This window comes from Acinetobacter sp. GW821-FHT01C12, assembly GCF_059422625.1.
The window spans coordinates 16,693-43,344 of sequence record NZ_JBWKXD010000007.1; the positions used below are offsets into that span (position 1 = coordinate 16,693).

Consider the following 26,652-nt stretch of genomic DNA (forward strand, 5'->3'; position numbering starts at 1 on the left):
GAAAATGATACAAACAATTTTAAGCTATGCATGGCAGTACATCACAAATCCGAAACTGGTGATTGCGCTTTCGATTCTGGTTGCGCTCGTTTCTTCATATAGTGTAGTGCCGCGTCAGTACTTCTTTATGATGGTTGCAGCTTACATTCTTGGATTGGTGATTTACGGCATCTACTGGTTGATCCAGCGCCGTAAACATGCAGAACAAGGTGAAGCATTGGCTGAAGCGATTCAACAAGACACCACTGCTGAATATGGAAAACAAAAAGATAAAGAAGAATTAAATCTGATCAATCAGCAGATGAAAGATTCGATCCAATTGATTCGTAAGTCTAAATTGGGTGATAAAAGTGGTAACGCAGCACTCTATGAATTGCCTTGGTATATGGTGATTGGTAACCCTGCTGCGGGAAAAAGCTCGGCAATTTACCATTCTGGACTAAAATTTCCCTTTGAAGAGACCCATCAAAAAGTGGTGTCTTCAGGACTTAGTGGTACCCGAAACTGCGATTGGTTTTTCTCAACAGAAGGGGTCTTGCTGGATACAGCTGGTCGATACTCTGTATATTCTGAAGACCATTCAGAATGGTTAGGCTTTTTAAATATTCTGAAAAAGAACCGTTCTAAAGCACCGATCAATGGCTTAATTGTGATTGTTAGTGTGGCTGAGTTGGTTAGTCAAAGCCCTGAAAAATCAATCAAATTGGCGAAAAGTTTAAGAGCACGTATTCAAGATTTAACTGAACGTTTAGAAATTTTTGCACCAGTTTATTTGGTCTTTTCTAAAATGGATTTGATTGCAGGATTCACTGAATTTTTTGAATGTTATGAATCTGCTGAGTTTGATCAAGTGTGGGGCGCGACCTTACCCTATGACTCTGAATCATCACAGAATGCCGTAGAACATTTCGAGAAGCACTACAATATTTTATATGATGGATTAAAAGGGGTCAGTACCACCCATTTAAGTCGCCGTCATGCGCAAAATATTTCGCCAAGTGTGATGACTTTCCCTCTTGAATTTAAGACCTTAAAACCTGTATTAAAAACGTTTATTGGTACTTTATTTGAAGAAAATCCGTATCAATTTAAACCGGTCTTCCGTGGCTTTTACTTTACCAGTGCTTTACAAGAGGGCGTGATAGAAAGCCCAATGACTGAACAGATTGTTGATGATTTTCAGCTGACGAAAATCCCCAATAGTGAACATGGTATTCCACAAAATTCAATTTCTCAGAATCATGGCTATTTCTTAAAAGGGCTATTCTCAGAAGTCATTCTCAAAGATAAAAACTTAGTTAAACAACATATTAACCCGACCACAAAACGTAAACGTTATTTGGCGTTTATTGCATCATTATTGGGTGTTTCCATCATTTTAGGTCTATGGGTATGGTCTTATCGTAATAACCAACAATTGATTGCAGATGTTCAGGCCGATTTAAATAAAGTTGTGCAAATGGAACAAACTTCGGGTCAAGAGCTTTCAACTCAGATCGATGCTTTACTGATTTTGCAACAACGTTTAGAGCAATTGGATGATTTTGATCAGCATCGCCCATTGAAGTTTTCGTTTGGTCTATATCAAGGCAATGACTTAAAAGAAAAATTAAAAGCTGAATATTTAAAAGGTGTGAAACAGATTGTTTTAGCGCCGAGTCAGCAAAACATTGCGCAATATTTACAACGTGTAAAAGGCAATGAGCAGACGCTTAAGCAAAATCATGTCAATGTAGAAATTAAACAAGCGTCTTCGACACAGATTGCATCAGAACCTTCTGATACCAATCCACAAGATGCCTACAATGCGTTAAAAGCCTATTTGATGATGAGCAATCCACAATATATGGATGCGAGTCATTTAAGTGACCAAGTCACTCGCTTCTGGCGTTCGTGGTTAGACACCAATCGTGGGCAAATGCCACGTGGCGAAATGATTCAAAAAGCTGAAAAAATATTGAGCTACTCAATGACTTTAGCCAATGACAAGAAGTTTCCAGTGTTAGAGTCTGATGCACAATTGGTCGATCAAACTCGTCAAGTGTTGCTCTCTGTTGTACGTGGAATGCCTGCTCGAGATCGCGTTTATAATGAAATTAAAATGCGTGCGGCTGTTCGATTCCCTGCGGTGACGGTAGCGCAAATTATCGGTGAAACCAATCGTAATGTTATGCTCGGTGGTTATGCATTGCCTGGTATATTTACCCAAAAAGCATGGGATGAATATGTCGATAAAGCGATTGAAGAAGCTGCGAATAAGCCAACAGATACCAAAGATTGGGTGCTGAATAGTACCCAGTCAGATGATTTAACTTTTAGTGGTAGTCCTGACCAAATTCGTAAACAGTTGACCCAGTTGTATAAGCAAGAATATATTGCTGAATGGAAGAAGTTTATTAATGCTACCCACTATGCAAAAGGCGCTGATTTTGTTCAGCAAGCCAAGGTCATGGATGTGTTGGGTGAGCCACAAAACTCTCCAATCCGTACCTATATTGACCGTGTTGCAAAAGAAACCAGTTGGGATAATCCAGTCGTTCAAGCTGAACTTGCTGCACCACAAACTGGCTTTATTGCTTGGTTTAAGCGTAAAGTTTTAGGTCAAGGTAAAACGGATGATATCCAACGTGCATCTAATCAAGCACAAGGGCAGATTTCTCAACAATTCCAAGTATTCTACCAATTGGTCCGTAAACGTGATGATTTACAGGACAAATCACTGCTGGATGATTATTTACAGAATATGGCGCAAGTCAGAAGTAAGCTGAATGATCTACGCAGTGCAGGTGACTTTGGTCCAAGTGCTTTGGCCTTAGCGAAACTGACCATTAATGATCAAAGTTCAGTTTTCAACACCACTCAAAAAGTCGTCGATGAAAAATTGACAGTTGGTTTGGGTGAGTTAGATCAGCAAATGGTTCAAAAATTGTTGGTGAGTCCATTAACGCAATCTTTCGACAGTTTGTTGACCCCAGCACAGGACGAAATTAATAAACTTTGGACCTTGCAGGCTTTCCAACCATTTAGCCAAACACTTTCGCAAAAAGTTCCATTTAACTCTTCTGGAACGATTCAAGCGACCAGTAGTGAAATTAGCCAAATTTTTGGTGATAACGGCAGCATTTCTAAATTTGTAAAAGAAACCCTTGATCCATTTGTTATTCGTCGTGGTTATACATTGTCCTCGAAGACTTGGAAAAACATGGGTATAGGTTTAAATCCTGAATTCGTGATGAATTTTGAGCAGTATACTACCCCAATTAATGGTGCTTCTGCGGGAGCAACAGGTGGTGCTCCAGTTGCAGCCAATCAGTCAAATTTCCAATTCTATCCAATCCCTAACAATAAATTATTGTCCTATACCATTGATATTGATGGGCAGCGTTTGGTTTATGAAAATGGCATCCAACAATGGGTTAACTTCATGTGGCCAAATCCTGGTGCAATACCGGGAGCACGCATTACTGCAATCGATTTAGATGGTCAAACCCATACTATATTTGATGAGCCGGGTGAATATGGGATCAATAAATTAATTGATAGTGCACAACGCAAGTCATTAAATGGAAGCTTTGAAATGACATGGGCAAGCAAACAAAACAGTGATTTGTTTGTGAAACTTCAATTCCGTTTAATTAGTGGTAATGCTTCAAATCCAATTGGTTCTAATCGTGGCTATGTTGGATTAAAACTGGTTGATCGAGTTACAAGTCCTAAAGCACCATTGGTTGTTGCAGCACAGGCAGCACCTGTTACCGTAAGTGCAAACTCACCAGCGGCTTCACCATTTGGCGGTACGACTGCACCAACAGCAGCTGCACCTAAGCCTCAGACAACCGCACCAGCAAGCCCAACAGCGGCACCTGCTGGCAATGCGGCAAATGCTGCTGGAAAAGGAGTGGCTCAATGATTCAAGGGAACGATTTGACGCGAGGGATTAAAGTATGCAAACGATAAAGTCTACACCGTTGTATTATGGAAAATGTCCCGCACGTGGTGATTTTCTGAAAACAAAAGGGCAATATTCATTGATTCAAGTGATTGATCAATGGATTACGGAAGCTTTAGAGCTTGCAATGCGAGAAGAAAATTTTAATCAAGCTTATGAATCATTAGCACCTTTAGACTTCTTTATCGCAAACCCTAAGGAAAGAATGTTTCTTGCGGCAAATATGGTGACCAGTGAAGACAGTTCTGGTCGTCAATTTCCAATGGTTTTAAGCCAGTTATTAGAAGTTGACCACCCTTTTCAAAACTTACTCTATGCGCCGTTTAAATATAAACCGGTATTGATTGATTTATTTCAAAAAAATAGAAGCATCCGAACCATTCGTGATCCTGAAGTATTGATCAATAAGCTGGGTGAAATTGATCATGAAATACAGGTCTTGCCTGAATTAAAAACGCAGGATTTTTTTGAAAATCATACCATGCATTCATTTGCACAAATGATGAAGATCACACCTTATGAATTGGCGCAGAGTATGCTGGGTTTGGGCTTATTGTTACAGCCTGTGCTTAAACACGGTACCAGTAAGTTATCTAAGGTGCTTATTTTACCGATTAATAATCATAATTATTGCTATGAAATTGCCGCATTCTGGGTCAACTTAATCGGACGCTTTTTAGAAAAAAGTAATACAGAGATCTTGATTGGTATTCTTCACCAAGAGTCTCCAATTTTATTATTTGGATTCCAAGGGGCAGATATCACGGCTTTAAGTAATATTTTCACTCAAAATATGCAAAATGATCATTGGGTATCTTTGGTCAAACCATTATGGATTGATGCCTATTTGGAACAGAATGCAGGTCTAGCAGCACTTGAACAGTCTTTATGCGAACGTCAATTGAGTCTGGTTCAAGGCATGAAAATTTTTAGACAAACATTTATAGATGAATAATGATATGAAAAATAAACAAGTCAAAATATTGAAAAAATTTGCGCTTATTTCTAGCTTATTTTGTTCATTCAATGTGTTTGCTGCACCGATTGTGGTTGAAGGTGCTGTGCCGAATGACATGACCAAACAAGCAATCTTGGCGAAATTAAAAGCGGTTTATGGTGATGATCAAGTTGTTGATAAAATCCAAATTCGAGCCGTATCCGCACCAAATGGCTGGAGTGATTCGGTTACACGTGTGATTACCCCAGATTTAAAGAAGATTAGCCAAGGTAAGCTTTCTGTACGAGGTACGCAAGTTGAGTTGGTTGGGAAAATGGGTGTGCAAACTGATATTCAGCCAACCACCAGTTTATTCCAATCCTTAGTTCAGCCACCTTATCGATTTAATTCTCAAATTTCAGTGAATGCTGCTGAGCAATCTGTGATTGATAATGCCCTAAAAAATCGAATTATTGAGTTTGAATCTGGCAAAGCTGTACTTACCCCAACAGGTACACAAATCTTAGACGAGATGGTGGTTGCATTAAATAAAGTCCAAGGTAAAAATGTTAAAATTGTGGGGCATACTGACAGCCAAGGTAATCCACAAAAGAATCAGGATTTGAGTTTGCAACGTGCTGAAGCGGTGAAGCAGTATTTAACGACGAAAGGCATTGCACCGACTCGTTTAAGCACAGCTGGTCTAGGTTCAACCAAACCGGTTGCTGATAATGCAACTGAAGATGGGCGTAAAAAGAACCGCCGTATTGAGTTCGATGTTTTATAAATTTTTTATTCCATAACAAAACAATAAAAGGTAGGCACTATGGCACTTCCATATATCACGTTAGGGTCACCCACGACAGGTGGTGGAAAAATTATTTCTGCACAGTCTTCTTTTCTGATTGATGGTAAAGCGATTGCGTGTGTAGGCGATAAGGCGACTTGTCCCAAGCATAAATGTGTCGCCAGCATTGTTGCAGGTGATAATCATATGTTGGTGATGGGAAAGCCTGCTGCTCAGCATAATTCACCTTTATCTTGCGGATGCAAATGTATTGGTGATCAGTCATTAACCGTCGGGCAAAATTAAATAGTTCAGCGTATAAAAAAAGCCCCATCATCCTGACGGGGCTTTTTCGTATTGGTTCGCTAGGTAAACTCCTGTTCTACCTCACTTCCTGATGTACAGACCGATTATTATTGTTTTATGTCTGGGAAACTTCCTGTTCCCTATGGCTATAGAATAGGGGATTTGCTTCAACTTCCCTAGCCGTCAATGCATGCAAGTGATGTAAGCTAAAGCGTACAATGTGATTTTAGACATTGGCATATTGGATGAGTTTGTTTACCACAGACTTGACTGCTTTATTATCAAACTCATTTCCCTCAAAGGTTTCACTCTTACCACGTTGCCCAATATCTCGCAGTTCAATGACTGCATTAGAGTCAATCATGCCAATAAAAGCACAGACTTGTTTGATTTGATCAATTGAACGTGAACCGTTGGTACCGCCATAACTGACAAAAGCCGAAGGTTTGCTTTGCCATTCTTTATAAACGAAGTCGATGGCATTTTTCAGTACAGGACTATAGCCGTGATTGTATTCTGGGGTAATGAAAATAAACGCATCTCCAGAAGCAACTTTTTTCGCCCATTCTTGCTGTTTGGGCTGATCATAGATTCCTGAGGCGGGTGAATTTTTCCCGGCAAAGAAAGGCAAATCCCATTCTTTTAAATCTACAATTTCAACATTGAGGGTACTAAAGTCGAGTTTTTGGATTTCTTTAAGCAACCATTCTGCGACTTTAATGGCAACACGACCTTCTCGAATACTGCCCACGATGATTTGGATATTCATTTATTTTCATCTCTATTTTTTCTATTAAAACATTATGCGCAATCAAGGTCATAGGTACAGTAGTGATTTGTATATGATTTTAAAATTTTGAGTTAACAATAAGATTGATCAGGATTTGAATTTCCATTCTAATAAGTAAAATTTTAATTCTGAATCGATATGAAAGACGACATTGCACTGATTATGGCTTTACCCAATGAATCTAAAGGGTTATTTGAACAAGCAGGTATCACTGTCCACTATAGCGGGATTGGCAAGATTAATGCAGCCTATACGGCATTCGATGTTATTCAAAAAACCGGCTGTAAAACCATACTGAATTTAGGTAGTGCAGGAAGTTCTTTCTTTGATGCCCATGAGTTGATTGAGGTAAAAACCTTTGTGCAACGTGATATGGATGTTTCCCCACTCGGTTTTGATGTGGGCGTTACGCCAATGGATGAGCATTTTCCAGGCGAAATTCATTTAGAATCGTATTTTCCACATTTAGCGCAGGGTATTTGTGGTACAGGGGATAGTTTTGAAACAGGACAACCCAAAGTGAGCTGTAACTTGGTCGATATGGAAGGCTATGCACTGGCTAAAGTCTGTAAAAAATTAGATGTGCGTTTAGTTTCGATTAAATACATTACAGATGGTGCAAATGACACCGCACATTTAGATTGGGAAGATAATTTATTATTGGGTGCACAAAAGTTGTTAAAACTATATCAGTCTATTTATTAAAGACTTAGTTTGTTTGAGTATTATATAAAGTTTAAAATTGAGTCTTGGCGACCATAGAACTCTATGGCCGTTTGCCAAAATAACCAATAAGTATATTGGATGATTAATTGCGCGGTAACACACCATATAAAGTCATATGGATTGTATGTTCAATTGCGCGTTGACACATACTTTTATTACGCAAAGTTTTACCAGTCACCATTTCGATTTGAGTACTAAAGTCTGCATAATTTTGAGTCAATGCCCAAATATTAATAATCAGCAATTCAGCATCGATTTGATCTGATATTTTACCTTGCGCCTGCCAGTTTAAAATCACTTTGGCTTTGCGTTTAAAGAGCTTTTTAAGCGGGCCTTTGAGGATCGGTAAAATATGTGGTGCGCCTTGAATCACTTCTAACGCGAAAAGTTTTGAAGCTTTAGGCTGAGTTCTAGAGATTTCAATTTTGGTCATGATGTAATGTGACAAAGCCTCTGTCGGTTCCAATTCTGACTCAAGCGACTGCAACGGTGCTAACCATTTCTGCATAACTGTTGTTAGCACTTCAACATATAAGGCTTCTTTATTTTCATAGTAGTAGAAAATATTGGATTTATGCATATCTGCTAATTGAGCGATTTCATCTAGACTTGCGCCGTTGAAACCATAGACAGAAAATACGTCAAGTGCAGCATTGAGCAGCTGCTGGCGTTTTTGAGCACTCTTTTTTTGTTCCATCGCATCTTTAATCGAAAAACTGATTATTAAATTGTACGGTAAAATGTTTGATTTGTGCACAGAAAGCAGCATTATTTTGGTATATTTCTGATAAATAATGATGAAGTTTTATTATTAAGTCGATCGTAGATCCCTATTATCTAATTTTGCACTAAACTGGAGCAAATCTTATTTTAAAATTCTGTCAGTTATGACTTAATATTTAAATTTTGTGACATTTTTTAGTATAAGGTTAATTTTTGAGTTAATTTAAAAATTAGATAATCTTAAATAACATGATTTAATTTTCATTTAAGAAAACTGACTTGCTTTAAAATACCCAGCTCATTTTTAATCAATAGAAACAGTTGAAAACTTAAACATATTTGTGACAGCGAACATTTTCTATCCGATCAAAACGACAAAATATTCGATTTAATTATTCAAGATCAGCAACATGGTTCCGCAAGGTTGGGGTTTGTTGGCATTTCATAAATGGTTTGCGTTGTAGGTTAAAATTGAGCATGAGACGTATACGTCGTAAAGCATGAATGAGAATAGCGAGACTATTTTCGAGTTTCATAACGAAGACTGAGATAATTTTAGCCACAACCCTGAGCAAGAACAAAGCACTGCTTTGTTTGCAGCGCAAGGCGCAGCGGGGGACTTGTGTGTTTTTTGCCGCTACTTCGTTACCTTGCGAAACGATGTTTCTCATCATTTAGAATGACTAAATTTCGTATTTCGCGCCTAGTATCGACTAAAAAATACACGTAGTCGCAAACATAGACGAATTGTCAGCAAACCCTAATATGTAAAGACAAAAATATTCTGCCCGACAATACCTTGCGTTGCCAACAAAAGGGTCTTTTGTTGCTGTTTATGTCGCAAGCACAGCACTGAGTACCTGTTGTTCAAGTTCTGCAAATGCCACACCTTTTTGACGTGGACGTGGTAAATCGACTTGAAACTGTTGCGCAATATGTCCTTTATCCAAAAGAATAATACGATCTGCGAGTTGAACCGCTTCACTAACATCATGGGTAACCAGAATGGTGGTAAAGCCTTGTTCTAACCATAACTTTTCAATTAAATTCTGCATTTCTAGTCGCGTCAATGCATCTAAAGCACCTAAAGGTTCATCCAGTAATAAGACTCGTGGTGTATGTGACAAAGCACGAGCAAGCGCCGTTCGTTGACGTTGTCCACCAGAAAGCTGTGATGGCCAAAGTCCAGATTTCTCCTTTAATCCGACCTTTTCTAATAATTGCTCAGCTTTAGAAAATTGGTTTTTGGCTAGACCCAATTGCACATTTTTTAGAATACTTTTCCATGGCAATAAGCGTGGATCTTGGAACATCACCCGAATATCATCTGCAATGATCCCTTCACGGAAATTTAATAAAGATTTAAATTTGATTTCACCATAACTGGGTTGTTCTAAATCGGCAATTAAACGCAGTAGGGTACTTTTACCACAACCACTACGTCCCACAATTGCAACGAATTCACCTGCTTCAATGTTTAAATCTAAGTCCTCAAGAACTTTAACTTCGCCATAATATTTATGCAGTTGTTCGATCGAAATTTCGGCACCAATTTTTGCTTGTTGTTCTTCAATAATCTCGGCTGGTGCCACCAAGTCATTGGCATATTGGCTAATGCTTAAATCGGTCATATCAGACTCCTATTTTTGATAACCTGCGTGCCAACGCAATAGGTATTTTTCTAAAAATTGTGCAAAAACATCGGCAAGTTTGCCTAAAAGGGCATACAACAAGATACCCACTAGCACGATATCTGTTTGTAAAAACTCACGCGCATTCATGGTCATATAACCAATTCCAGATTGTGCGGAAATTGTCTCTGCCACAATCAGCAGTACCCAGACCAACCCCAGTGAAAAGCGTAAACCCACTAAAATTGAAGGCATTGCGCCCGGTAAAATAATGTCTTTATACAATTGCCATCTGCTTAACCCATAGCTTTTTCCCATTTCAATCAATTGAGGATCAACTGAACGAATCCCATGATAGGTATTGATATAGATCGGGAAAAACACACCAACAGCCACTAAAAAGAGTTTTGCAGATTCATCAATTCCAAACCATAAAATAACCAATGGAATCAGCGCCAACGCTGGAATATTTCGGATCATTTGTAAGGTGGTATCCAATAAGTTGGATGCAACTTTTGATGAACCATTGAGCAGTCCCAAAAATAGACCGAGCCCACCACCAACTAAGAGGCCAAGTAGCGCACGTCCAGCACTGACTTTGACGTGCTGCCAAAGCTCACCGCTGACTAAAAGTGTCCAAAACGCAGAGACTACCGCTGTCGGTGCAGGCAAAACGCGGTTTTCAAGCAATCCTGTTTTAGACGCAATTTGCCAAATGACAATTAGTAAAATCGGCACAATCCAAGGCAGCAAACGCTGCCCAATTTGTTTCGTTCCACGTGAAACGGCAGTGCTTTTGGCTGGAGCAGCATTGTTAATTAAGGCATTCATGCAGGCTCCTGTAATGGTTTTTTATTTTCTTCAGGGGTGTAGTTATTGGCAACGATTTCGCCAAATGGTCCCGTCAAATTAGGTTGCGTGAGTTTCTTGCGTGTTTCCAACGGCAGTAATGGGAATACTAGTTCAGCAAAGCGAATGGATTCTTCTAAATGCGGGTAACCTGAGAAAATAAAGGTATTGATACCTAAATCAGCATATTCTTGGATACGATCTGCAACAGTTTGTGGATCACCGACCAAAGCCGTACCTGCACCACCACGAACGAGTCCAACTCCTGCCCAAAGATTTGGCGATACTTCAAGCTTACTACGATCACCATTATGTAGTTCAGCCATACGGCGCTGACCGACGGAATCCATTTGTTTAAATTTTTTCTGTGCAGCTGCGATCGTCGCATCATCTACATATTGGATCAGTTCATTGGCGGCTTGCCATGCTTGTTCATTGGTTTCGCGAACAATGACATGTAAACGAATACCATAATTAAGTTGACGACCTTTGGCATCGGCTTTTGCTTTCACTACTGCAATTTTTTCTTTGACCGCAGCAGGTGGTTCACCCCACGTCAAATAGGTATCAACTTGCTCAGCAGCCAATTCAATCGCATCTTCAGAAGAGCCCCCAAACCAGAGTGGTGGGTAAGGTGCTTGAATCGGTGGATAAAGCAACTTGGCATCATCTACACTTAAACGTTCGCCATGGAAGGTAAATGATTCACCGGTATGTGAACGTTTTAAAATTTCACGCCAAATCGTGGTGTATTCAGCTGCTGTTTTATAACGTGAAGCGTGGTCTTCGTATACCCCATCACCTTTCAATTCTTGCTCATCACCACCTGTAACGAGGTTGAGTAAAACCCGCCCATTGGATAGACGATCAAAAGTTGCAGCCATACGTGCTGCAAGCGCTGGTGTTGTTACGCCTGGACGTAACGCAACCAAGAATTTTAAATTTTTAGTCGCATCAATCAGGCTCGCAGCAGTAATCCATGGATCTTCACATGAACGTCCCGTGGGAATGAGTACACCTTCATAGCCCAAATTATCCACAGCTACAGCAATTTGTTTCATATAAGCATGGTCCACTTGGCGAGCACCTTTGCTTGTACCTAAATAACGACTGTCACCGTGAGTAGGAATAAACCAGAAGATTTTCATTTCATTCATCCTTAGAAAAATATTATTTCGCTGTCCAAACGGCTTGTTTGATATCAATGCTATTTGGAATAATTTTGAGTTCGCTAAAACGATTGGCCAGCTGTTGCTGATCTGCAATTACTTTTGCTGAAAGCGGTGCTGCACCCGAAGGTCTTGGGCGTCGCTCAATAAAAGTTTGACTAACTTTCGGTTTTAAACCAGTGCTTTGCCCGATGGCTTGAGCTGTTGCGACACGATTGGCTTGTACCCATTTATCAGCAGTATTAATTTGCTGGATAATGCCTTTAACTGCTTGAGGATATTTCTTTACAAAATCTGGCGATGCCAAATAGAAGGTATAATTCGGACTTAAACCCTGCCCAGAGGCGAGGATACGCGCCTGATCTTCGACTTGGGCAGAAGCAAAGAATGGGTCCCAAATTGCCCAAGCATCGACAGCACCTTTTTGAAATGCTGCACGAGCATCAGCAGGGGTTAACCAAATCGGTTGAATGTCTGACCATTGCAAACCAGCTTTACGGACAGCTTGTACCAATAAATAATGTGCACTTGAGCCTTTCTGTAACGCAATACGTTTACCTTTCAATTCATTCAGTTTGGTGATTTTTGAATCTTTAGGCACTAAAATTGCCGAAGCCAACGGCTTGGCTGCTTCATAGGCAATGTAGTACAGCGGTTTATTCGCAGCTTGAGCATATACTGGCGGGGTATCGCCAGTGACACCAACATCCAACGAACCTACAGCAAGGGCTTCTAAAATTTGAGGGCCCGCAGGGAATTCATTCCAAGTGATTTTGGCATTTGGGAATTCTTTCTCATACAGCTTTTGTTGTTTGGCGATTGCAAAATTAATAGAACTTTTTTGAAAGCCAATACGTAATTCTTTTACCGTTGGATCGATTGCCCACACAGAGGCTGAACCCAGCATTGCGCTACAGATCAACATCGTGGTCATGGCATGAGTCGTTGCATTGAACCATGAGGCTGTGTTTTGTTGTGCGATTTGCTGGGTCATATTGATGTCCTCTTTAACGGCGTTGTTGGCGAAATTAATTCGCTAAAACAGCTGCTTGAATGTTGATTTTATTGGGAATGAGTTTTTGTTGATAAAAAGCATCTGCGACAGCTTGCTGTTTCTTTACCACATCGTTAGAAATTGGAGTCACACCAAAACCCATACGAGAAATTGAGGTATTCAAAATATCAAGCGGTAAGCCTGTCGGTTTTTCTAAGAGTTTTGCCGCATCGGTTTGATGTTGAGACACCCACTGCGTTGTCGTATTCAGTTCATTGACCACAATTTTTAAAACATCGGGATGTTGTTCAGCAAACTTACGATCAGCCAAATAGAATTGGTGGTTATTGACCAAGTTTTGACCTGTCGCAATGACTTTGGCATTGAGTTGTTTTTCAGCAGCAGCAAAGAACGGATCCCAAATGACCCAAGCATCTACAGCACCTTTTTCAAAGGCAGCACGTGCATCAGCTGGTGGTAGGTAGACCACTTGAATATCATCAAGTTTTAAATGATTTGCTTCTAAAACTTTGAGTAAAAGATAATGTACATTTGAACCTTTATTCAAAACTACACGCTTACCTTTTAAATCTTGGACTGATTGAATGGCTGAATCTTTTGGCACAATTAAGGCTTCAGCCAAAGGTGCAGCAGGTTGATTGGCAACATAGACCAGATTTGAGTTTGCAGCTTGGGCGAAAATAGGCGGTGCTTCCCCAGATTCACCAAAGGCGACACTACCGACATTTAAACCTTCTAGCAGTTGAGGACCAGCAGGGAATTCAACCCATTTCACATTTACCCCTTTTTCCTTCAAGGCTTTATCTAAGTCGCCACGTGCTTTGATAATGGGCAAGACCCCATATTTTTGAAAACCGATATTTAAGGTTGTGGTTTCTTGTGGTTTTGAGCATCCAGTAAGCATCATGATGGTGGCAAGGCTAGCACTTATAAGGGTGATTTTTTTCCACGAAGGTTGAAATAAGCTCGCCATGAGTCACGATGCTCCTATAAAGTCAGAAAAAGGCATGAGCATCAGCTTAAAAGGCTTTGTATTTTCAAAAAAATAAGTTTTTAGTGATTGCTAATGAAAAAAACAGATAAATAATTAATTGCTAAGCTTAGCTATAAATGAGAAATATAAAGAGGATATTCTATAAAAATATAATTTTATAAGAATTTGAAAATTATGATGTTATTTGTATTATTCAATTGCCATATATAGATTCCACCCTCAAGAATAAGAAAATATCCTGCTTGATGGAATCTATAGCGATAAGCTTAGCAGCAAATGTGATAATTGATTGAGAATAAAAAAATTCATCAATTTTAAGCAATTGATTTTTTAAACACCATCGAATTACGTTGATAGTTATACAGCGCTTGTCGGGCTTCGGGTAAATCATCAACATTGGCCAGTTCAAATCCATGCTCTAAGAACCAGTGTGCGGTTCGCGTGGTTAATACAAACAGTTGTTGAATACCCAATTGACGTGCATTTTCTTCTAGGAAATGCAAAATCTGGCTACCACGATTAGATTTGCGATAGCTTGGGTGTACGGCTACACAAGCAATTTCGGCCGATTGCACTTCATTGTCTGTTGATGGAATCGGGTAGAGCGCTGCACAGGCGAGAATTGTTCCATCTCGCTCAATGACGGCAAACTTTTCGATTTCATTTTCTAAACGTTCGCGTGAGCGATAGACTAAAATACCTTCATCTTCCAGAGGACGTAATAGATTAATTAAACCGCCAACATCACCAATATTTGCCATACGAACTTCTTCATAATGGGCATCGGTGATCATGGTGCCATGTCCATCACGGGTGAAGAGCTCTTTAATCAATGCACCATCATCGCTATAGGAAAGCAGATGAACGCGATTTACGCCTTTTAATGAGGCTTCTTTTGCATTGTGTAAATGCAATGCAATTTCAAAATTTGAATCTTGGTATTTTTCAATATGTTTATCAAGTTGCTGTGGGGTAATTTCACGTCTCAATTGCCCATATTCATCCATCAAGCCTTGTTGATTGCCTAAAAAAATTAATTTATCGGCTTTGATATGAATGGCCGTTTTTGTCGCAACTTCTTCTGCAAGTAAGTTAAATACTTCACCCGTGGTGGAATACCCAGTAGGACCAAGTAATACAATATTTTGATTGCCTAAATGGCGTTGAATGGCTTCAGTATCAATCGTGCGAACTTCGCCAGTGAGTTGGAAATCGACACCATCACGAATGCCATACGGCTTTGCTGTGACAAAATTACCTGAGACCACATCAATACGTGCGCCAAACATGGGTGAATTGGCTAGCCCCATAGACAATAATGCTTCGATTTGTAGACGAATCGAACCAACGGCACTCATAACACAAGGCAGCGATTCACGTGTGGTGACACGACGGTTGATATGGATTGGGCTTTGAATTTTATTGTGAAGCAAGTTGGCCGTAATTTGCGGGCGGGCGCCGTGGACTAAAATGAGTCGTATGCCCAATGAATGCAGTAGCGCAATATCATGAATAATATGCTGAAAATTTTCATGTTCAACAGCTTCGCCACCAAACATCAATACAAAAGTTTTACCACGATGGGCATTGATATAGGGAGCAGAGTGACGAAACCAATGCACGTATTCTTGCGTTGTGCTTTGTATTGTTTCTAAACTGTCAGTTTGCATGCCTATCTCAGTATTGATGATTGCGATACAGCGATTCTAAACAAAAATAGTGCAAGAATAATAGGGTCTGCTGACAATTCGTCTATGTTTGCGACTACGCGGTTTTTTAGGTGATACGAGGCACGAAATACGAAATTTAGTCATTCTAAATGAGTAGATCGTAACGAAGTAGCGGCAAAAAACACGCTAGTCCTGAAAGGTTGTAGCTAAAATTATCTCAGTCTGCGTTATGAAACTCGAAAATAGTCTCGCTATTCCCTTCGTTTCCTGCCTTGCCTGCTCAATTTTATTCTACAACGCAAGCCATTTATGAAATGTCAACAGACCCTAATCAATAAAAAAAGCACTCGAACGTGGGAGGACGAGTGCAAAAGGGTCATATGAGTGTTGCGATTCAGATTGGATTATTGAGTTAAAAACCAAATATTTTAAGGATTACTGTTCATTGAAATGACATAATCTAATCTTTTCATTTTGAACAATTTACTGAGGATATTTGCCTTTTTAGCTAATTCAATAATTAACCAGTTCAGATTAAATCTAATCGTAAAATATAGAGAAACTATGGAGATATAAATGAAAGTATGTAGTTTATTTATTTGCCCAATCAATTAGATTTTAATCATATTCTCAAAATGTGAAAAAACCCAAGCTGAGTTGGGTTTAAAAGTTAAAATATAGACATTAACCAATCACACGAATAATACGATTATTTCGCTCATTTACCAGCACATAATCACCATTTACTTTATACCATTGCTGATATCTTCCAGGTTTAGGTAACTGGCGGTAGTTTTTATAATTGACATGATAACGCGAAGAATTGAATTGAGTCGGGAAGTATTGCCCAGAGCGCCAGCGCTTACTCGAATTTACTCGGTTGTCATAATGGTTGTTGTTATTCCAACGATTGTCATATTTATGATCCCAATGGTTTTGTTGATAGCGATTGTGATCATTTCGATGATAATCATGTGGCGCAGCCATCGCAGACGTTGCAATCAGCGCACTCATTGATAAAGCCAGTGTCGTTAAGATATTTTTCATTTGATTCACCTGAATTGAACTTTTGTCCTTTGATCTAATCAAATTACTCAATAATTTGAGATAAACGGTGAGCAAGATTTAGGTGAATTGTGAAATGTATGAAGACTTGATGAAGAGACCCATTGGGTTTTTTCTTTTCATAAATAAAAAAGCCCAAAAAAGAATTTGGGCTGTAAATATTGTAGTTTGGATATTATCGAATCACACGGATAATATGGTGATTGCGCTCATTAACCAGTACATAACGACCATCTACTTTATACCAGCGTTCAAATTTAGCTGGTTGATGTAGGTTTTTGTATGCACGATAATCATTTACGTAATAGCGATTGTCATGATAACGATCAGGTAAAATGACACCTTCTCGCCATTCAAATTTTTCATGTGATGCAACAGGGCGATGATTTTGACCATGATCCCAGTCAGCCATTGCTGAACTAGCAACTAAGGCACTGAGTGATAGTGTGATTGCGCTTAGAACTTTTCTCATTTGAATCGACCTTTTCAGACGGATGCTTTATCCGATTATTCAAATTACACTTTAAGTTAAGATAAAAAATGGAGAAATATCATCTAATTGTCAATTTTATGGAGATTTCTGGAGCTTTTTAAAAGCAGATTGTAATGATGAAATTTAGACAAAAAAAAGCTCAAACAAAAAGGTGTTTGAGCCTATGAAACCAAAATATTTAAAAACTACATCCCTCGGATATTCACAATATTATTATTGTCTGAGTCGACCAAGATATAGTCATTGTTAATCTTATACCATTGTTGATTACGTGAAGGCTTTGGAAGATTTTCGTCTTTATAATCAACTTTGTAACTATTACCACGATAATGTTGTGGCATTACATAACCCATTTGCCATTTGTGCTGTTGCAAACGTTTTACACCACGTTCTTCACGTTCACGACGTTGTTCTTGAATGTTATCATCATCATTACCACGATCACGATGATTGCGTCCACGATCTCCACGCTCACTTTTGCCACGATCAAAACCATTGTCATTGTCAAAATGAGGACCTGCACTGCTGATCTGAGCCGTCAACAGCGTTGATAAAGAGATGGCGATGATCGCTAAAATCTTTTTCATAATCGTCCTCGCTTATTCAATATGTTTATTTTGACCTCACTACTGTACTGCTAAATTGCAGAGAAACTGTGAAGAAAGTTCAGTTTTTCATTTAAAATGACAGACATAATAAAAACATATTTATGTAAAAGTGAAAAGGGTTATTGCAAAGCTTTGAGCTGTAATGCATCGCAGCAAATTTTTTTAAGCGGAATAGGTGACTAAAAAATGTAAATATTTATGAAAATAAACTTGCATGCAGGCTTAGAGAGATGACCCCGCTATAAATTGAGCCTGAATGATTAATACCACTGCTGATTCATCTGCTTTAAACAATTGATTGCTTTAATCATCTCTTTAGCTTGATGGGCATCATCTAAGGCCTCAATAAACTGATTTGGAAGTTGTAATTGTTCGATAGAACGAATCATCTCTACTTTATGTTTTAAATCTTTCATTAAAAACGCCTCAAATTGATCTGCTTAACTTGAGTAACACTATAGAGGAATCGTTTTTATTTAAGAAACTGAATAAAATTATCATTTTTATTGGATAAAACGATTTTAATATGAGATTTTATTAAATTTTAATTTTGACTCTATGACCAATATTTTAAATGACAGAATCCCTTATGATTTTCTCCACACTTCGAAAAGCGTGGAGAAAGAGAGATGTCAACAGACCCTAATCTTGTGCGTCGATACTCTCACCATTCAATGCAAGGCTATCATCTCCCATCAGGTAGAGATAAGCAGGCATGATGGCTTCAGGTGATGGTAAAACCTTTGGATCCTCATCAGGATAAGCTTTGGCACGCATAGCGGTACGGGTCCCACCTGGGTTGATACAGTTATAACGGATATTTGGATAAGTATTTTCTTTGGCAAATATTTTACTAACCGCTTCAATCGCAATTTTTGAAACCGAGTAAGCGCCCCATTGCGCACGTGCTTCGCGTCCTACACCAGAGCTGGCAAAAACGACTGATGCATTTTCAGATTTTTCCAGTAAGGGGAGTAATTCTTGGGTGAGCACAAAAGGTGCACGTAAATTCACCGCCATGACATCATCCCAGACTTCTTCTGGATAATGTGCTAACTCAACACGCTCGCCTAAGATTCCGGCATTATGCAAAATACCATCTAAGCGGCCAAATTGTTGCTCTAGAGTATCGACGAGCAGTTCATAGTCACGTGAAGAGGCAGTAGAAAGCTGCAAAGGAAGAATGGCAGGTTGCGGGGCACCAAGTGATTCAATTTCATCATAAATGACTTCAAGTTTATTGAGCGTGCGACCATGTAACACGACTGTTGCGCCGTGTAAGGCGTAGCTGAGCGCAGCTGCACGTCCAATACCGTCTCCCGCACCCGTAATGAGGATAATTTTATCCTTCAATAAATCTGGGCGAGGTTGATATTCTGAATACTTCATGGGAGACCTCCTATAGTTGTTATGATGTCATTTAGGCTTTGAACGCAATGTCGTTACCCGATTAAACAATGTTTCTCATCATTTAGAATGATTAAATTTTATATGTCTTACTTTGCACTGTTGGAAAAGAACTGCTTCTCGTAAAATAAGTCGAAGTGCCAACAGCGCTATCTTCTATATAAAAACATTGAAACATCATATTCAAGATGTTTCAGTGTTATTTATCATGTTGTTGGGTAAATTGAATGATTTTCTTGGACTTTAACTATTCACAAGTTTTCGAATAACTTGATGTAATTCATCGACATTCTCTACGATACAGTCAGCTTGCCAAGCATTTAAATCATCTTTGTACTGTAATGGTAAATAACCATATGCTGCGAGGATTGTATACATTTGCGCATTACGTCCTGCATCAATATCTCGCGGATGATCACCCACATAGATACATTGTTCAGGTGCAATATCAATTTGCTTTGCCGCCAAATACATCGGCTCAGGATCAGGTTTTGTCTGAGCGACATCTTCAGGGCAGACCAGAACAGCGCAACGTTGTGTGAGGTTCAATGCGTTCAATAGTGATTCACTTAACCAACGTGGTTTATTGGTCACAATACCCCAAGGGATCTGTTGGCTTTCTAACTCTGCCAAAAGTGGATACATACCAGCAAACAGATCTGTGTCTACAGCAATGTCATCACCATACTGATCTAAAAAGCGTTGGCGATGCGCTAAAAAGACTGGATCATCCACTTCAAGTTCAGGATAAACCAGTTTTACCATTGCACGTGCGCCCTCAGACACCTGAGTACGGATCAAATCCGCATCAACCACAGCGCGCCCTTCTTCTCGACACATATTCTGAATAATACGGATAAAGTCTGCAGCCGTATCAATCAGTGTCCCATCTAAATCAAAAAGAACAGCTTGCATCAAACACCTTCATTCACAGTATAAACCATGTAATTCACATCAACATTGGGCGCAAGCCAGTAATGCTTTGTGAGTGGGTTATAGTGTAAGCCTGTCATATCTTTAAGTTTTAAGCCTGAATTACGAATGTCATCTGCAAGTTCAGACGGTTTAATAAATTTATGATAATCATGGGTACCTTTTTTCAATAAACGTAATACATATTCCGCACCAATAATTGCGAATAAATAAGACTTAGGATTACGGTTAATTGTTGAGAAAAACACATGGCCATTTGGTTTAACTAGCTTTTGACACGCTTGGATGATAGACGCTGGATCAGGAACGTGTTCCAACATTTCCATGCATGTAACAATATCGTATTGTCCTGCTTGTTCTTCTGCGAGTTGTTCCACAGGAACTTGGCGATATTCAATATTTTGAACATTTTCTTGTTCAGCGTGTAAGCGAGCCACATTCAATGGTGCTGCACCCATGTCGATACCTAAAACATCAGCACCACGACGTGCCATACTTTCAGCCAAAATACCGCCACCACAGCCCACATCAAGAATTTTTTTGCCTGTAAGACCGTTGGCATGTTCATCAACCCAGTTTAAACGCAGTGGATTGATTTGATGTAAAGGTCTGAACTCAGAGTGTTGATCCCACCATAAGGCAGCAAGTGCTTCAAATTTAGCAATTTCCTGTGGATCAACATTAAGTTGCGACATGCCGGGCACCTCTAAGTAAATTGTTTTAATCAAAAATTAAGTTCAGTTATGCTAGTGTTTGTTAACACTTCGTCTATTTATGAAATATCAACAGACTCTAGTGTAACCATAAATCCAGAAAAAGCGATGAATCGTGTAAAAAACTTCACAGAAGGAAAACGATTTTCCCATATTTGTTTTATAGTGAATGCATAAGCTATACGAGATGACTACGAGGACAATAAAGTCAATGAAAAAATTTATTTTAGGTGGCATGACTGCCATGGTGATGGCGTTTTCTGTAAATGCCATGGCTGCCGATTTTGTTGCAGGTAAAGATTATACCGTGGTGCAAAACCCAGGAAAAGTTTCAGTTCCGGGTAAAATTGAAGTACGTGAGTTTTTTTGGTATGGATGCCCTCACTGCTTTACATTAGAACCGCATATGCAAGCGTGGTTAAAGAAGATCCCTAAAGATGTTAACTTTATCCGTACACCTGCAGCAATGAATCCATTATGGGAACAAGGTGCTCGTGCATATTATGTGAGTGAAGCATTGGGTGTACGTAAACGTACGCATTTGCCTTTATTCCATACCAATCATGCAGGTAATCAGCAAGTTCTACAAAAAGATGCTTTTGCTAAATTCTTTACTCAGTACGGTGTGCCTGAGGCGAAATTTAACAGTATGTATAGTTCTTTTGCGATCACTGCAAAAATTGCTGAATCAAATCAATTGGCACAACAGTACCAGCTTTCAGGGGTGCCTGCTGTTGTGGTAAATGGTAAATATGTGGTTCAAGGTGAAGATGGTAAAGTGACGCAAGTTGTTGACTATCTGATCAATAAAGAACGTAAAGCCAAATAAGCTTTGCTGTTTTTAAAACCCGCAATTGAATTGCGGGTTTTTTATTGCTAGTGATATAAGGGGAGGAGTTTGTGAGATAAATTAAGCTTTATCTCGATCCCAATTTTCGATGCCTTTAAAAATTAAGCGGATTTGCGTCACCGATTGTTTTTTAAGCACCATTTTTTGTAACTCAAGTTCGATGCCTGAGTATTGTCGAGATAAGTTGATCCATGACATTGCCCAAGTAAAAGATAAATTAATCAAAATATTGGTGATCACTTTTAAATCATTTTCATCATGAAAATTTGCGATAACTTCAAACTTTTTTAACGCGTTGGCAAGATCATCATTTAGGAAGTCAATTTCGCGGGCGATGGCTTTACGTACTACCTCTGAACCACCCCAACGTTCTGCGATCATAAAAATCCATTGTTGCGGACTGCTGTCTACAGCCTCAAAAAACAGCGCCATGCTGGTTTTGGTTTTCGCTTCAGGATGCGCTAGGCCTTTGCCTAATTGATGTAGGACATTCTTTAAATACAGCGCAACTTGATCCACCAGCTCTTTACCCAATTCATCCATATCTTGGAAATGGCGATAAAACGCTGTTGGAACCAAACCGACTTCACGGGCAACTTCTCGCAAACTGATACTCGAAAATGAACGACCCGATGTGCTTAAAGTTAAAGCAGCATCAAGTAAAGCCTGACGGCTTTGTTGTTTTCGTTCATCGCGTATCGACATTCTGGTATCCAAAGATTTTTGTTGTGATGAGTCTATCAAAAATAAAAACAAATTAAACGACGAATGTCAGTGTACAGGTGTTGACTGAATTTAAAAAATGATTATAGTGTACATATGTTCACTAAAAGAACGTTTGTTCACTCAATAAATAGCAAGCACAAAGAGGAACGTCACATGAGTAGCTATATGCATTATCAGCCAGAATGGGTTCGTGAGGATTTTGTCGATTTTATCGCTGAAAAAATCAATCCTGTTTGGGCTTGGAAAAAGGTAAAAGCCACGATTATTAAAACTCGTGCATTAAGCCCTGATTTTTATCAAATTCAATTACGTCCAAATCGTAATTTTAAGCATCAACAGTTTAAAGCAGGACAATCTGTTCTTGTAACTGTTGAAATTGCGGGTGTGCGTCAACAACGTAGTTACTCTGTGGTTAAATTTTTGAATAATGGCGATCTGATCATTGCTGTAAAACAGCAGGGTAAAGTCTCCAATGCACTGAGCCAAATGGCTTTTGGTAGCATTGTTGAGTTGTCACAAGCTCAAGGTGATTTTGTTTTAGCTCAAGATGCATCGCCATTGTTATTGATTGCGTCAGGCAGTGGAATTACCGCAATCCATTCTTTATTGCTTGAAGCACTTAAAGATTCAAATCGTCCAATTGATTTAATTTATTTTAGTCGTGATGAGGCTTTTCATACAGATCTAGAACAGCTTTATCAGCAATATGCATTGTTGAATTATCACTATATTCACACAGCTCAGCAAAAGCAGCATTTAACTGTCGAGTTATTGGAAAGTTTGGTTCCTGATTTCAAGCAGCGTCAAAGCTATGCGTGTGGTGCACGTGCAATGATGCAAAGCATCAATCAAATTTTTCAAGATTTGAATATCACAGATCGTTTGAAACAAGAGTATTTCCAGATTGCGGTAGATGAAAGCCTAGAAGCACAACCGATTGTTTTTTTACGCTCACAACAAGAGTTTGCTGCGAAATCAAACCTACTTGAAAGTGCTGAACAAGCGGGATTAAAGCCAACTCATGGTTGTCGTATGGGGATTTGTAATACCTGTACTTGTACCAAAGTGAGTGGTTCGACCAAAAATATGCTGACAGGTGAAATTGACCATGCTTCAAATACACAGATCAAATTGTGTATCAGCCAAGCGATAAGCCCTGTGGTCATTAATCTGTAAATTAAAACAATCATTTCAATAAATTTAAACAACTTCTCGGTCTGTTGAACCTAGGCGTAGGAAGTTGTACCCAAAATTCAGCTAAGGCTTCTAAAAATGAAGTGCTGAGGAGCAAGACAATGAATATGTCAGTTACTTTTCCAAACAGTAAATCGAAACATTTAAACCCAGAACAAACCGCAGAGTTTGGTCGCCGTGTTGATGAAATCCGTCGTGAAATCATGGACAGTTTAGGTGAACAAGATGCCAAGTATATTTATAAAATCCGTAATTTTGTCCGTTATAGTGAAATTGCTTCACGTGCTATGTTGATGTTTGGCGGATGGATTCCACCTGTTTGGGTGGTGGGTACGGGATTGCTGGGAATTTCCAAAATCGTAGAAAATATGGAGCTGGGTCATAATGTTATGCATGGTCAATTCGATTGGTTAAATGATCCAAGTTTGAATGGTGCAAATTACGACTGGGATACCATGGCAACAGGTGATGATTGGAAATACACACATAATTATGTGCATCACACCTATACCAATATTGTCGGTAAAGATCATGATGTGGGTTATGGTTTACTCCGTGTTAGTGAATCACAAAAATGGGAACCGCGCTTTTTGTTTAATATCCCTTTAGCGATTCAATTGATGGTGTTTTTTGAATGGTATGTTGGCTTACAAAATCTACATTTGGAAGATGCACTGATCTATAAAACAAAAACCTGGAAGCAGGTCTGGGCAGATGCGGCAAAATTTCGTAAAAAAGCCCGTCGTCAAATTCTAAAAGATTATGTGTTTTTTCCTGTGATTGCAGGACCAAATGCTTTACCTGTTTTAGCTGGGAATGCCATTGCCAATGTGATCCGCAGTGTGTGGTCTTCAGCGGTGATTTTTAATGGTCATTTCACTGAAGATGCAGAGACTTTTGAAGCCGATAATGTGGAAAATGAAACTCGTGCTGAATGGTATTTACGTCAGATTCGTGGTTCAAGTAACTTTACTGGAACAGACTGGTTGCATATTTTGAGTGGGAATTTAAGTCATCAGATTGAACATCATTTGTTCCCTGATATGCCAGCTAATCGTTATTCAGAAGCTGCTCCAAAAATTAGAGCTTTATGTGCAGAATATGGCATCAACTATAATGAAGCAGATTTCCTGAAACAGTTTGGCAGTGTATGGGTACGTTTAGCCAAATGCTCTTTGCCAAATAGTTTAACAACCACCATTACTCAGTCTTTACAAAAGTTGAAGGGTATTTTTGCTTAAACAAAGTTTTTGCGATGTGTAAGCATTGGTGTTGCTGAGGTACTTATTTTACTTCATTCAACTTGTGCAATAGCTGTTTAAAATAGATCATCAATTGTTGTTAGAAGAACCTTATTGAGTTAGATAAGGTTCTTCTATTGCTTTTAAAGTGATGTTTAAATTCAGTGATTTTTAATTTTTTGTATAAGCTAAGTTATGTAAGTTTGAGAATATTTTTAAGGTATTTAATAAACATATTTCCTTATACGAAATTTAAGCATCAACAAGTCATTGTCTTTCAAACATCGTTTTATTATACCTTTTCTTTTGCAGAGTTATGCTTAAAATCTATTAGGAAACAATAGGTTTAAGTCGTAATTGCTCGACCCATACATTAGGAACACCATTAAAGTAGTCTCGTAATCTATCCTCTACATGTTCAGGATCCCATACTGCTGCACGTTCGAAATCTTTCACCTCTTCATATGTTGCGGGGAATTCAAAGCAATCTTTATCTTTTTCAAAATACACGGAAATACTTTTATCAAAGGGATCTTGCTTAAAAAAATAAACTTGCTCCTTTAATTCATCACTAACAGCGTAATTATCAATGAAATTCCATTTCTTTGACTTAAATGCATACTTCATTACACAAACTTTAAATAAGATTTTTTGAGAAACAATACGGTTTAGATCTTGTTCTAAGTTTTTTGTTTTTAGTTCATAGAATCCCATCAGTATCGAGTTTAAAACTACACCATAGCCATACAAAGAATCATCTAATTCAATTCCAAATACATCACCTTCTTTTATACGTCTACGCCTTTTTTGATTTACCATCAATATATAGTTCCAAATAGCTAAATAATTTTTGAATGTATTAAATTTATCATCGTTTATTACTTGGTCCAAAAGTAAAGTTCTTTTAGTCGTCGATTTATATTCGAATGATCCCAAAGTTGATAGTTAAATCACCCAATTTCAAAAACCACCATCTTGTAACAAAACCATCGCTCTGTGATCTGTTATAATAAGTCGCAATATTTTTTGAATCCCATAAGGACAAGCTATGCGTATCGACCAACGTGCATTAGATCAATTACGTGAAGTTAAAATTACCCGTAACTACACCCGTTATGCGGAAGGTTCAGTATTGGTTGAATTTGGTCATACAAAAGTGCTGTGTACTGCAAGTATTGACAATTCAGTGCCACGTTTCCTAAAAGGTCAGGGCCAAGGCTGGGTGACTGCGGAATACGGTATGTTGCCACGTTCTACTCATACACGTAGCGACCGTGAAGCTGCTCGCGGTAAGCAATCTGGTCGTACTCAAGAAATTCAACGTTTGATTGGTCGTAGCTTACGTGCAATGGTGGATTTGAAAAAATTGGGTGAAAACACCATTACCATCGACTGCGATGTGATTCAGGCAGATGGTGGTACACGTACTGCTGCAATTACGGGTGCTGCGGTTGCATTAATTGATGCCATGAATGTACTTCTTGAGAAAAAGAAAATTAAGCACGATCCATTAAAAGGCCTTGTTGCTGCAATTTCTGTCGGCATGTATCAAGATGAAGTATTGCTTGATCTTTGTTATGAAGAAGATTCTAACTGTCAAACTGACTTGAATGTGGTGATGACTCAAGCAGGTGAGTTTATTGAAATTCAAGGGACTGCGGAAGAAAAACCATTTACCCGCGCTCAATCCAATGCAATGCTTGAAATGGCTGAAAAAGGTATTCAGGAATTGGTAAAAAAACAACAAGAAGCGCTTGGTTGGTAATTCGAAAATATTGATATATTTTTATAAACAAAACGCATCTTCGGATGCGTTTTTTATTGCATAAAATTTTTTTAAGCTAAGTTGCTTATTTTTAAATTAAAACAAATATTT

The 26,652-nt window shown here is 38.8% G+C and carries 25 protein-coding genes and 2 pseudogenes; 10 read left to right on the forward strand and 17 right to left on the reverse strand.

Annotated elements, in window-relative coordinates:
- The first annotated feature begins 4 nt into the window (after positions 1 to 4).
- The 5 genes and pseudogenes from tssM (at position 5) to AC07WY_RS15240 (ending at position 5,979) form a co-directional block, all read left to right on the forward strand.
- Positions 5 to 3,910 (forward strand): type VI secretion system membrane subunit TssM, encoded by a 3,906-nt coding sequence (tssM, locus tag AC07WY_RS15220; RefSeq protein ID WP_494736640.1) that lies wholly within the window; start codon positions 5 to 7, stop codon positions 3,908 to 3,910.
- Positions 3,911 to 3,944: 34 nt separating this feature from the next.
- A pseudogene (tagF, locus tag AC07WY_RS15225) lies at positions 3,945 to 4,341 on the forward strand (type VI secretion system-associated protein TagF); the annotation flags it as partial.
- A gap of 71 nt (positions 4,342 to 4,412) precedes the next feature.
- Positions 4,413 to 4,904, forward strand: a pseudogene (locus tag AC07WY_RS15230) (type VI secretion system-associated protein TagF); the annotation flags it as partial.
- A gap of 118 nt (positions 4,905 to 5,022) precedes the next feature.
- Positions 5,023 to 5,673, forward strand: coding sequence for an OmpA family protein (locus AC07WY_RS15235; RefSeq protein WP_434279581.1), 651 nt, complete (start codon positions 5,023 to 5,025; stop codon positions 5,671 to 5,673).
- Positions 5,674 to 5,712: 39 nt separating this feature from the next.
- Positions 5,713 to 5,979, forward strand: a complete 267-nt coding sequence (locus AC07WY_RS15240) for a PAAR domain-containing protein (protein WP_004723549.1) — start codon at positions 5,713 to 5,715, stop codon at positions 5,977 to 5,979.
- Positions 5,980 to 6,205: 226 nt separating this feature from the next.
- Here the strand turns inward: AC07WY_RS15240 and AC07WY_RS15245 are convergent, their stop codons facing one another.
- Positions 6,206 to 6,748 (reverse strand): NADPH-dependent FMN reductase, encoded by a 543-nt coding sequence (locus tag AC07WY_RS15245; protein ID WP_004723548.1) that lies wholly within the window; start codon positions 6,746 to 6,748, stop codon positions 6,206 to 6,208.
- Positions 6,749 to 6,907: 159 nt separating this feature from the next.
- Here AC07WY_RS15245 and AC07WY_RS15250 point away from each other — a divergent pair, with 159 nt between their 5' ends.
- On the forward strand, positions 6,908 to 7,474 hold the full coding sequence (locus AC07WY_RS15250; protein ID WP_494736641.1) for a 5'-methylthioadenosine/S-adenosylhomocysteine nucleosidase family protein: 567 nt from the start codon (positions 6,908 to 6,910) through the stop codon (positions 7,472 to 7,474).
- Between the two features lie 103 nt (positions 7,475 to 7,577).
- Here AC07WY_RS15250 and AC07WY_RS15255 read toward each other — a convergent pair whose 3' ends face one another.
- From AC07WY_RS15255 to ubiG, 14 genes are all read right to left on the reverse strand, one after another.
- Positions 7,578 to 8,192 carry a TetR/AcrR family transcriptional regulator gene (locus AC07WY_RS15255; protein WP_016539535.1) on the reverse strand — a complete coding sequence of 205 codons (615 nt, stop codon included), beginning with the start codon at positions 8,190 to 8,192 and terminating at the stop codon, positions 7,578 to 7,580.
- Between the two features lie 859 nt (positions 8,193 to 9,051).
- Positions 9,052 to 9,849 (reverse strand): ATP-binding cassette domain-containing protein, encoded by a 798-nt coding sequence (locus AC07WY_RS15260; RefSeq protein ID WP_262087387.1) that lies wholly within the window; start codon positions 9,847 to 9,849, stop codon positions 9,052 to 9,054.
- Between the two features lie 9 nt (positions 9,850 to 9,858).
- On the reverse strand, positions 9,859 to 10,680 hold the full coding sequence (gene ssuC, locus AC07WY_RS15265) for an aliphatic sulfonate ABC transporter permease SsuC (RefSeq protein ID WP_494736642.1): 822 nt from the start codon (positions 10,678 to 10,680) through the stop codon (positions 9,859 to 9,861).
- A complete protein-coding gene (ssuD, locus tag AC07WY_RS15270; protein WP_004723543.1) occupies positions 10,677 to 11,846 on the reverse strand; it encodes an FMNH2-dependent alkanesulfonate monooxygenase in 1,170 nt (389 codons plus the stop codon). Before ssuD ends, ssuC begins: the two co-directional genes overlap by 4 nt.
- 22 nt (positions 11,847 to 11,868) lie before the next feature.
- On the reverse strand, positions 11,869 to 12,801 hold the full coding sequence (locus AC07WY_RS15275; protein WP_085942780.1) for a sulfonate ABC transporter substrate-binding protein: 933 nt from the start codon (positions 12,799 to 12,801) through the stop codon (positions 11,869 to 11,871).
- A 94-nt stretch (positions 12,802 to 12,895) separates the two neighbouring features.
- Complete coding sequence (locus AC07WY_RS15280; protein WP_105714170.1) at positions 12,896 to 13,855, reverse strand: sulfonate ABC transporter substrate-binding protein; 960 nt, start codon at positions 13,853 to 13,855, stop codon at positions 12,896 to 12,898.
- A gap of 335 nt (positions 13,856 to 14,190) precedes the next feature.
- Complete coding sequence (gene argA, locus AC07WY_RS15285) at positions 14,191 to 15,546, reverse strand: amino-acid N-acetyltransferase (protein ID WP_056518239.1); 1,356 nt, start codon at positions 15,544 to 15,546, stop codon at positions 14,191 to 14,193.
- Between the two features lie 684 nt (positions 15,547 to 16,230).
- Positions 16,231 to 16,593 carry an RcnB family protein gene (locus tag AC07WY_RS15290; protein ID WP_419309819.1) on the reverse strand — a complete coding sequence of 121 codons (363 nt, stop codon included), beginning with the start codon at positions 16,591 to 16,593 and terminating at the stop codon, positions 16,231 to 16,233.
- 193 nt (positions 16,594 to 16,786) lie between these two features.
- Positions 16,787 to 17,083, reverse strand: coding sequence for an RcnB family protein (locus tag AC07WY_RS15295; protein ID WP_494736643.1), 297 nt, complete (start codon positions 17,081 to 17,083; stop codon positions 16,787 to 16,789).
- A 206-nt stretch (positions 17,084 to 17,289) separates the two neighbouring features.
- The gene (locus tag AC07WY_RS15300; RefSeq protein ID WP_004723537.1) at positions 17,290 to 17,691 is read right to left on the reverse strand and encodes an RcnB family protein; all 402 of its coding nucleotides are present in this window, start codon (positions 17,689 to 17,691) and stop codon (positions 17,290 to 17,292) included.
- 281 nt (positions 17,692 to 17,972) lie between these two features.
- Complete coding sequence (locus AC07WY_RS15305; RefSeq protein WP_262087380.1) at positions 17,973 to 18,128, reverse strand: hypothetical protein; 156 nt, start codon at positions 18,126 to 18,128, stop codon at positions 17,973 to 17,975.
- Positions 18,129 to 18,354: 226 nt separating this feature from the next.
- Positions 18,355 to 19,101: a YciK family oxidoreductase gene (locus AC07WY_RS15310; RefSeq protein WP_004723535.1), complete on the reverse strand. Its 747-nt coding sequence runs from the start codon at positions 19,099 to 19,101 to the stop codon at positions 18,355 to 18,357.
- Positions 19,102 to 19,362: 261 nt separating this feature from the next.
- Entirely contained in the window at positions 19,363 to 20,037 is a 675-nt protein-coding gene (locus tag AC07WY_RS15315) for an HAD family hydrolase (protein ID WP_262087379.1), read from the reverse strand.
- Positions 20,034 to 20,747: a bifunctional 2-polyprenyl-6-hydroxyphenol methylase/3-demethylubiquinol 3-O-methyltransferase UbiG gene (gene ubiG, locus AC07WY_RS15320; RefSeq protein WP_004723533.1), complete on the reverse strand. Its 714-nt coding sequence runs from the start codon at positions 20,745 to 20,747 to the stop codon at positions 20,034 to 20,036. Before ubiG ends, AC07WY_RS15315 begins: the two co-directional genes overlap by 4 nt.
- A gap of 229 nt (positions 20,748 to 20,976) precedes the next feature.
- On the opposite strand from ubiG, the gene AC07WY_RS15325 reads away from it, so the two are divergent.
- A complete protein-coding gene (locus tag AC07WY_RS15325; RefSeq protein WP_004723532.1) occupies positions 20,977 to 21,594 on the forward strand; it encodes a thiol:disulfide interchange protein DsbA/DsbL in 618 nt (205 codons plus the stop codon).
- Between the two features lie 81 nt (positions 21,595 to 21,675).
- Here AC07WY_RS15325 and AC07WY_RS15330 read toward each other — a convergent pair whose 3' ends face one another.
- Positions 21,676 to 22,320 carry a TetR family transcriptional regulator gene (locus tag AC07WY_RS15330; protein WP_209828850.1) on the reverse strand — a complete coding sequence of 215 codons (645 nt, stop codon included), beginning with the start codon at positions 22,318 to 22,320 and terminating at the stop codon, positions 21,676 to 21,678.
- A 174-nt stretch (positions 22,321 to 22,494) separates the two neighbouring features.
- Here AC07WY_RS15330 and AC07WY_RS15335 point away from each other — a divergent pair, with 174 nt between their 5' ends.
- Positions 22,495 to 23,517 carry a ferredoxin reductase gene (locus AC07WY_RS15335; RefSeq protein WP_262087377.1) on the forward strand — a complete coding sequence of 341 codons (1,023 nt, stop codon included), beginning with the start codon at positions 22,495 to 22,497 and terminating at the stop codon, positions 23,515 to 23,517.
- Between the two features lie 119 nt (positions 23,518 to 23,636).
- Entirely contained in the window at positions 23,637 to 24,776 is a 1,140-nt protein-coding gene (locus AC07WY_RS15340) for a fatty acid desaturase family protein (RefSeq protein WP_494736644.1), read from the forward strand.
- A 330-nt stretch (positions 24,777 to 25,106) separates the two neighbouring features.
- Here AC07WY_RS15340 and AC07WY_RS15345 read toward each other — a convergent pair whose 3' ends face one another.
- Positions 25,107 to 25,667, reverse strand: a complete 561-nt coding sequence (locus AC07WY_RS15345; RefSeq protein ID WP_146113220.1) for an immunity 26/phosphotriesterase HocA family protein — start codon at positions 25,665 to 25,667, stop codon at positions 25,107 to 25,109.
- A gap of 157 nt (positions 25,668 to 25,824) precedes the next feature.
- On the opposite strand from AC07WY_RS15345, the gene rph reads away from it, so the two are divergent.
- Positions 25,825 to 26,541, forward strand: a complete 717-nt coding sequence (gene rph / locus AC07WY_RS15350) for a ribonuclease PH (RefSeq protein WP_004723527.1) — start codon at positions 25,825 to 25,827, stop codon at positions 26,539 to 26,541.
- Positions 26,542 to 26,652 lie beyond the last annotated feature (111 nt).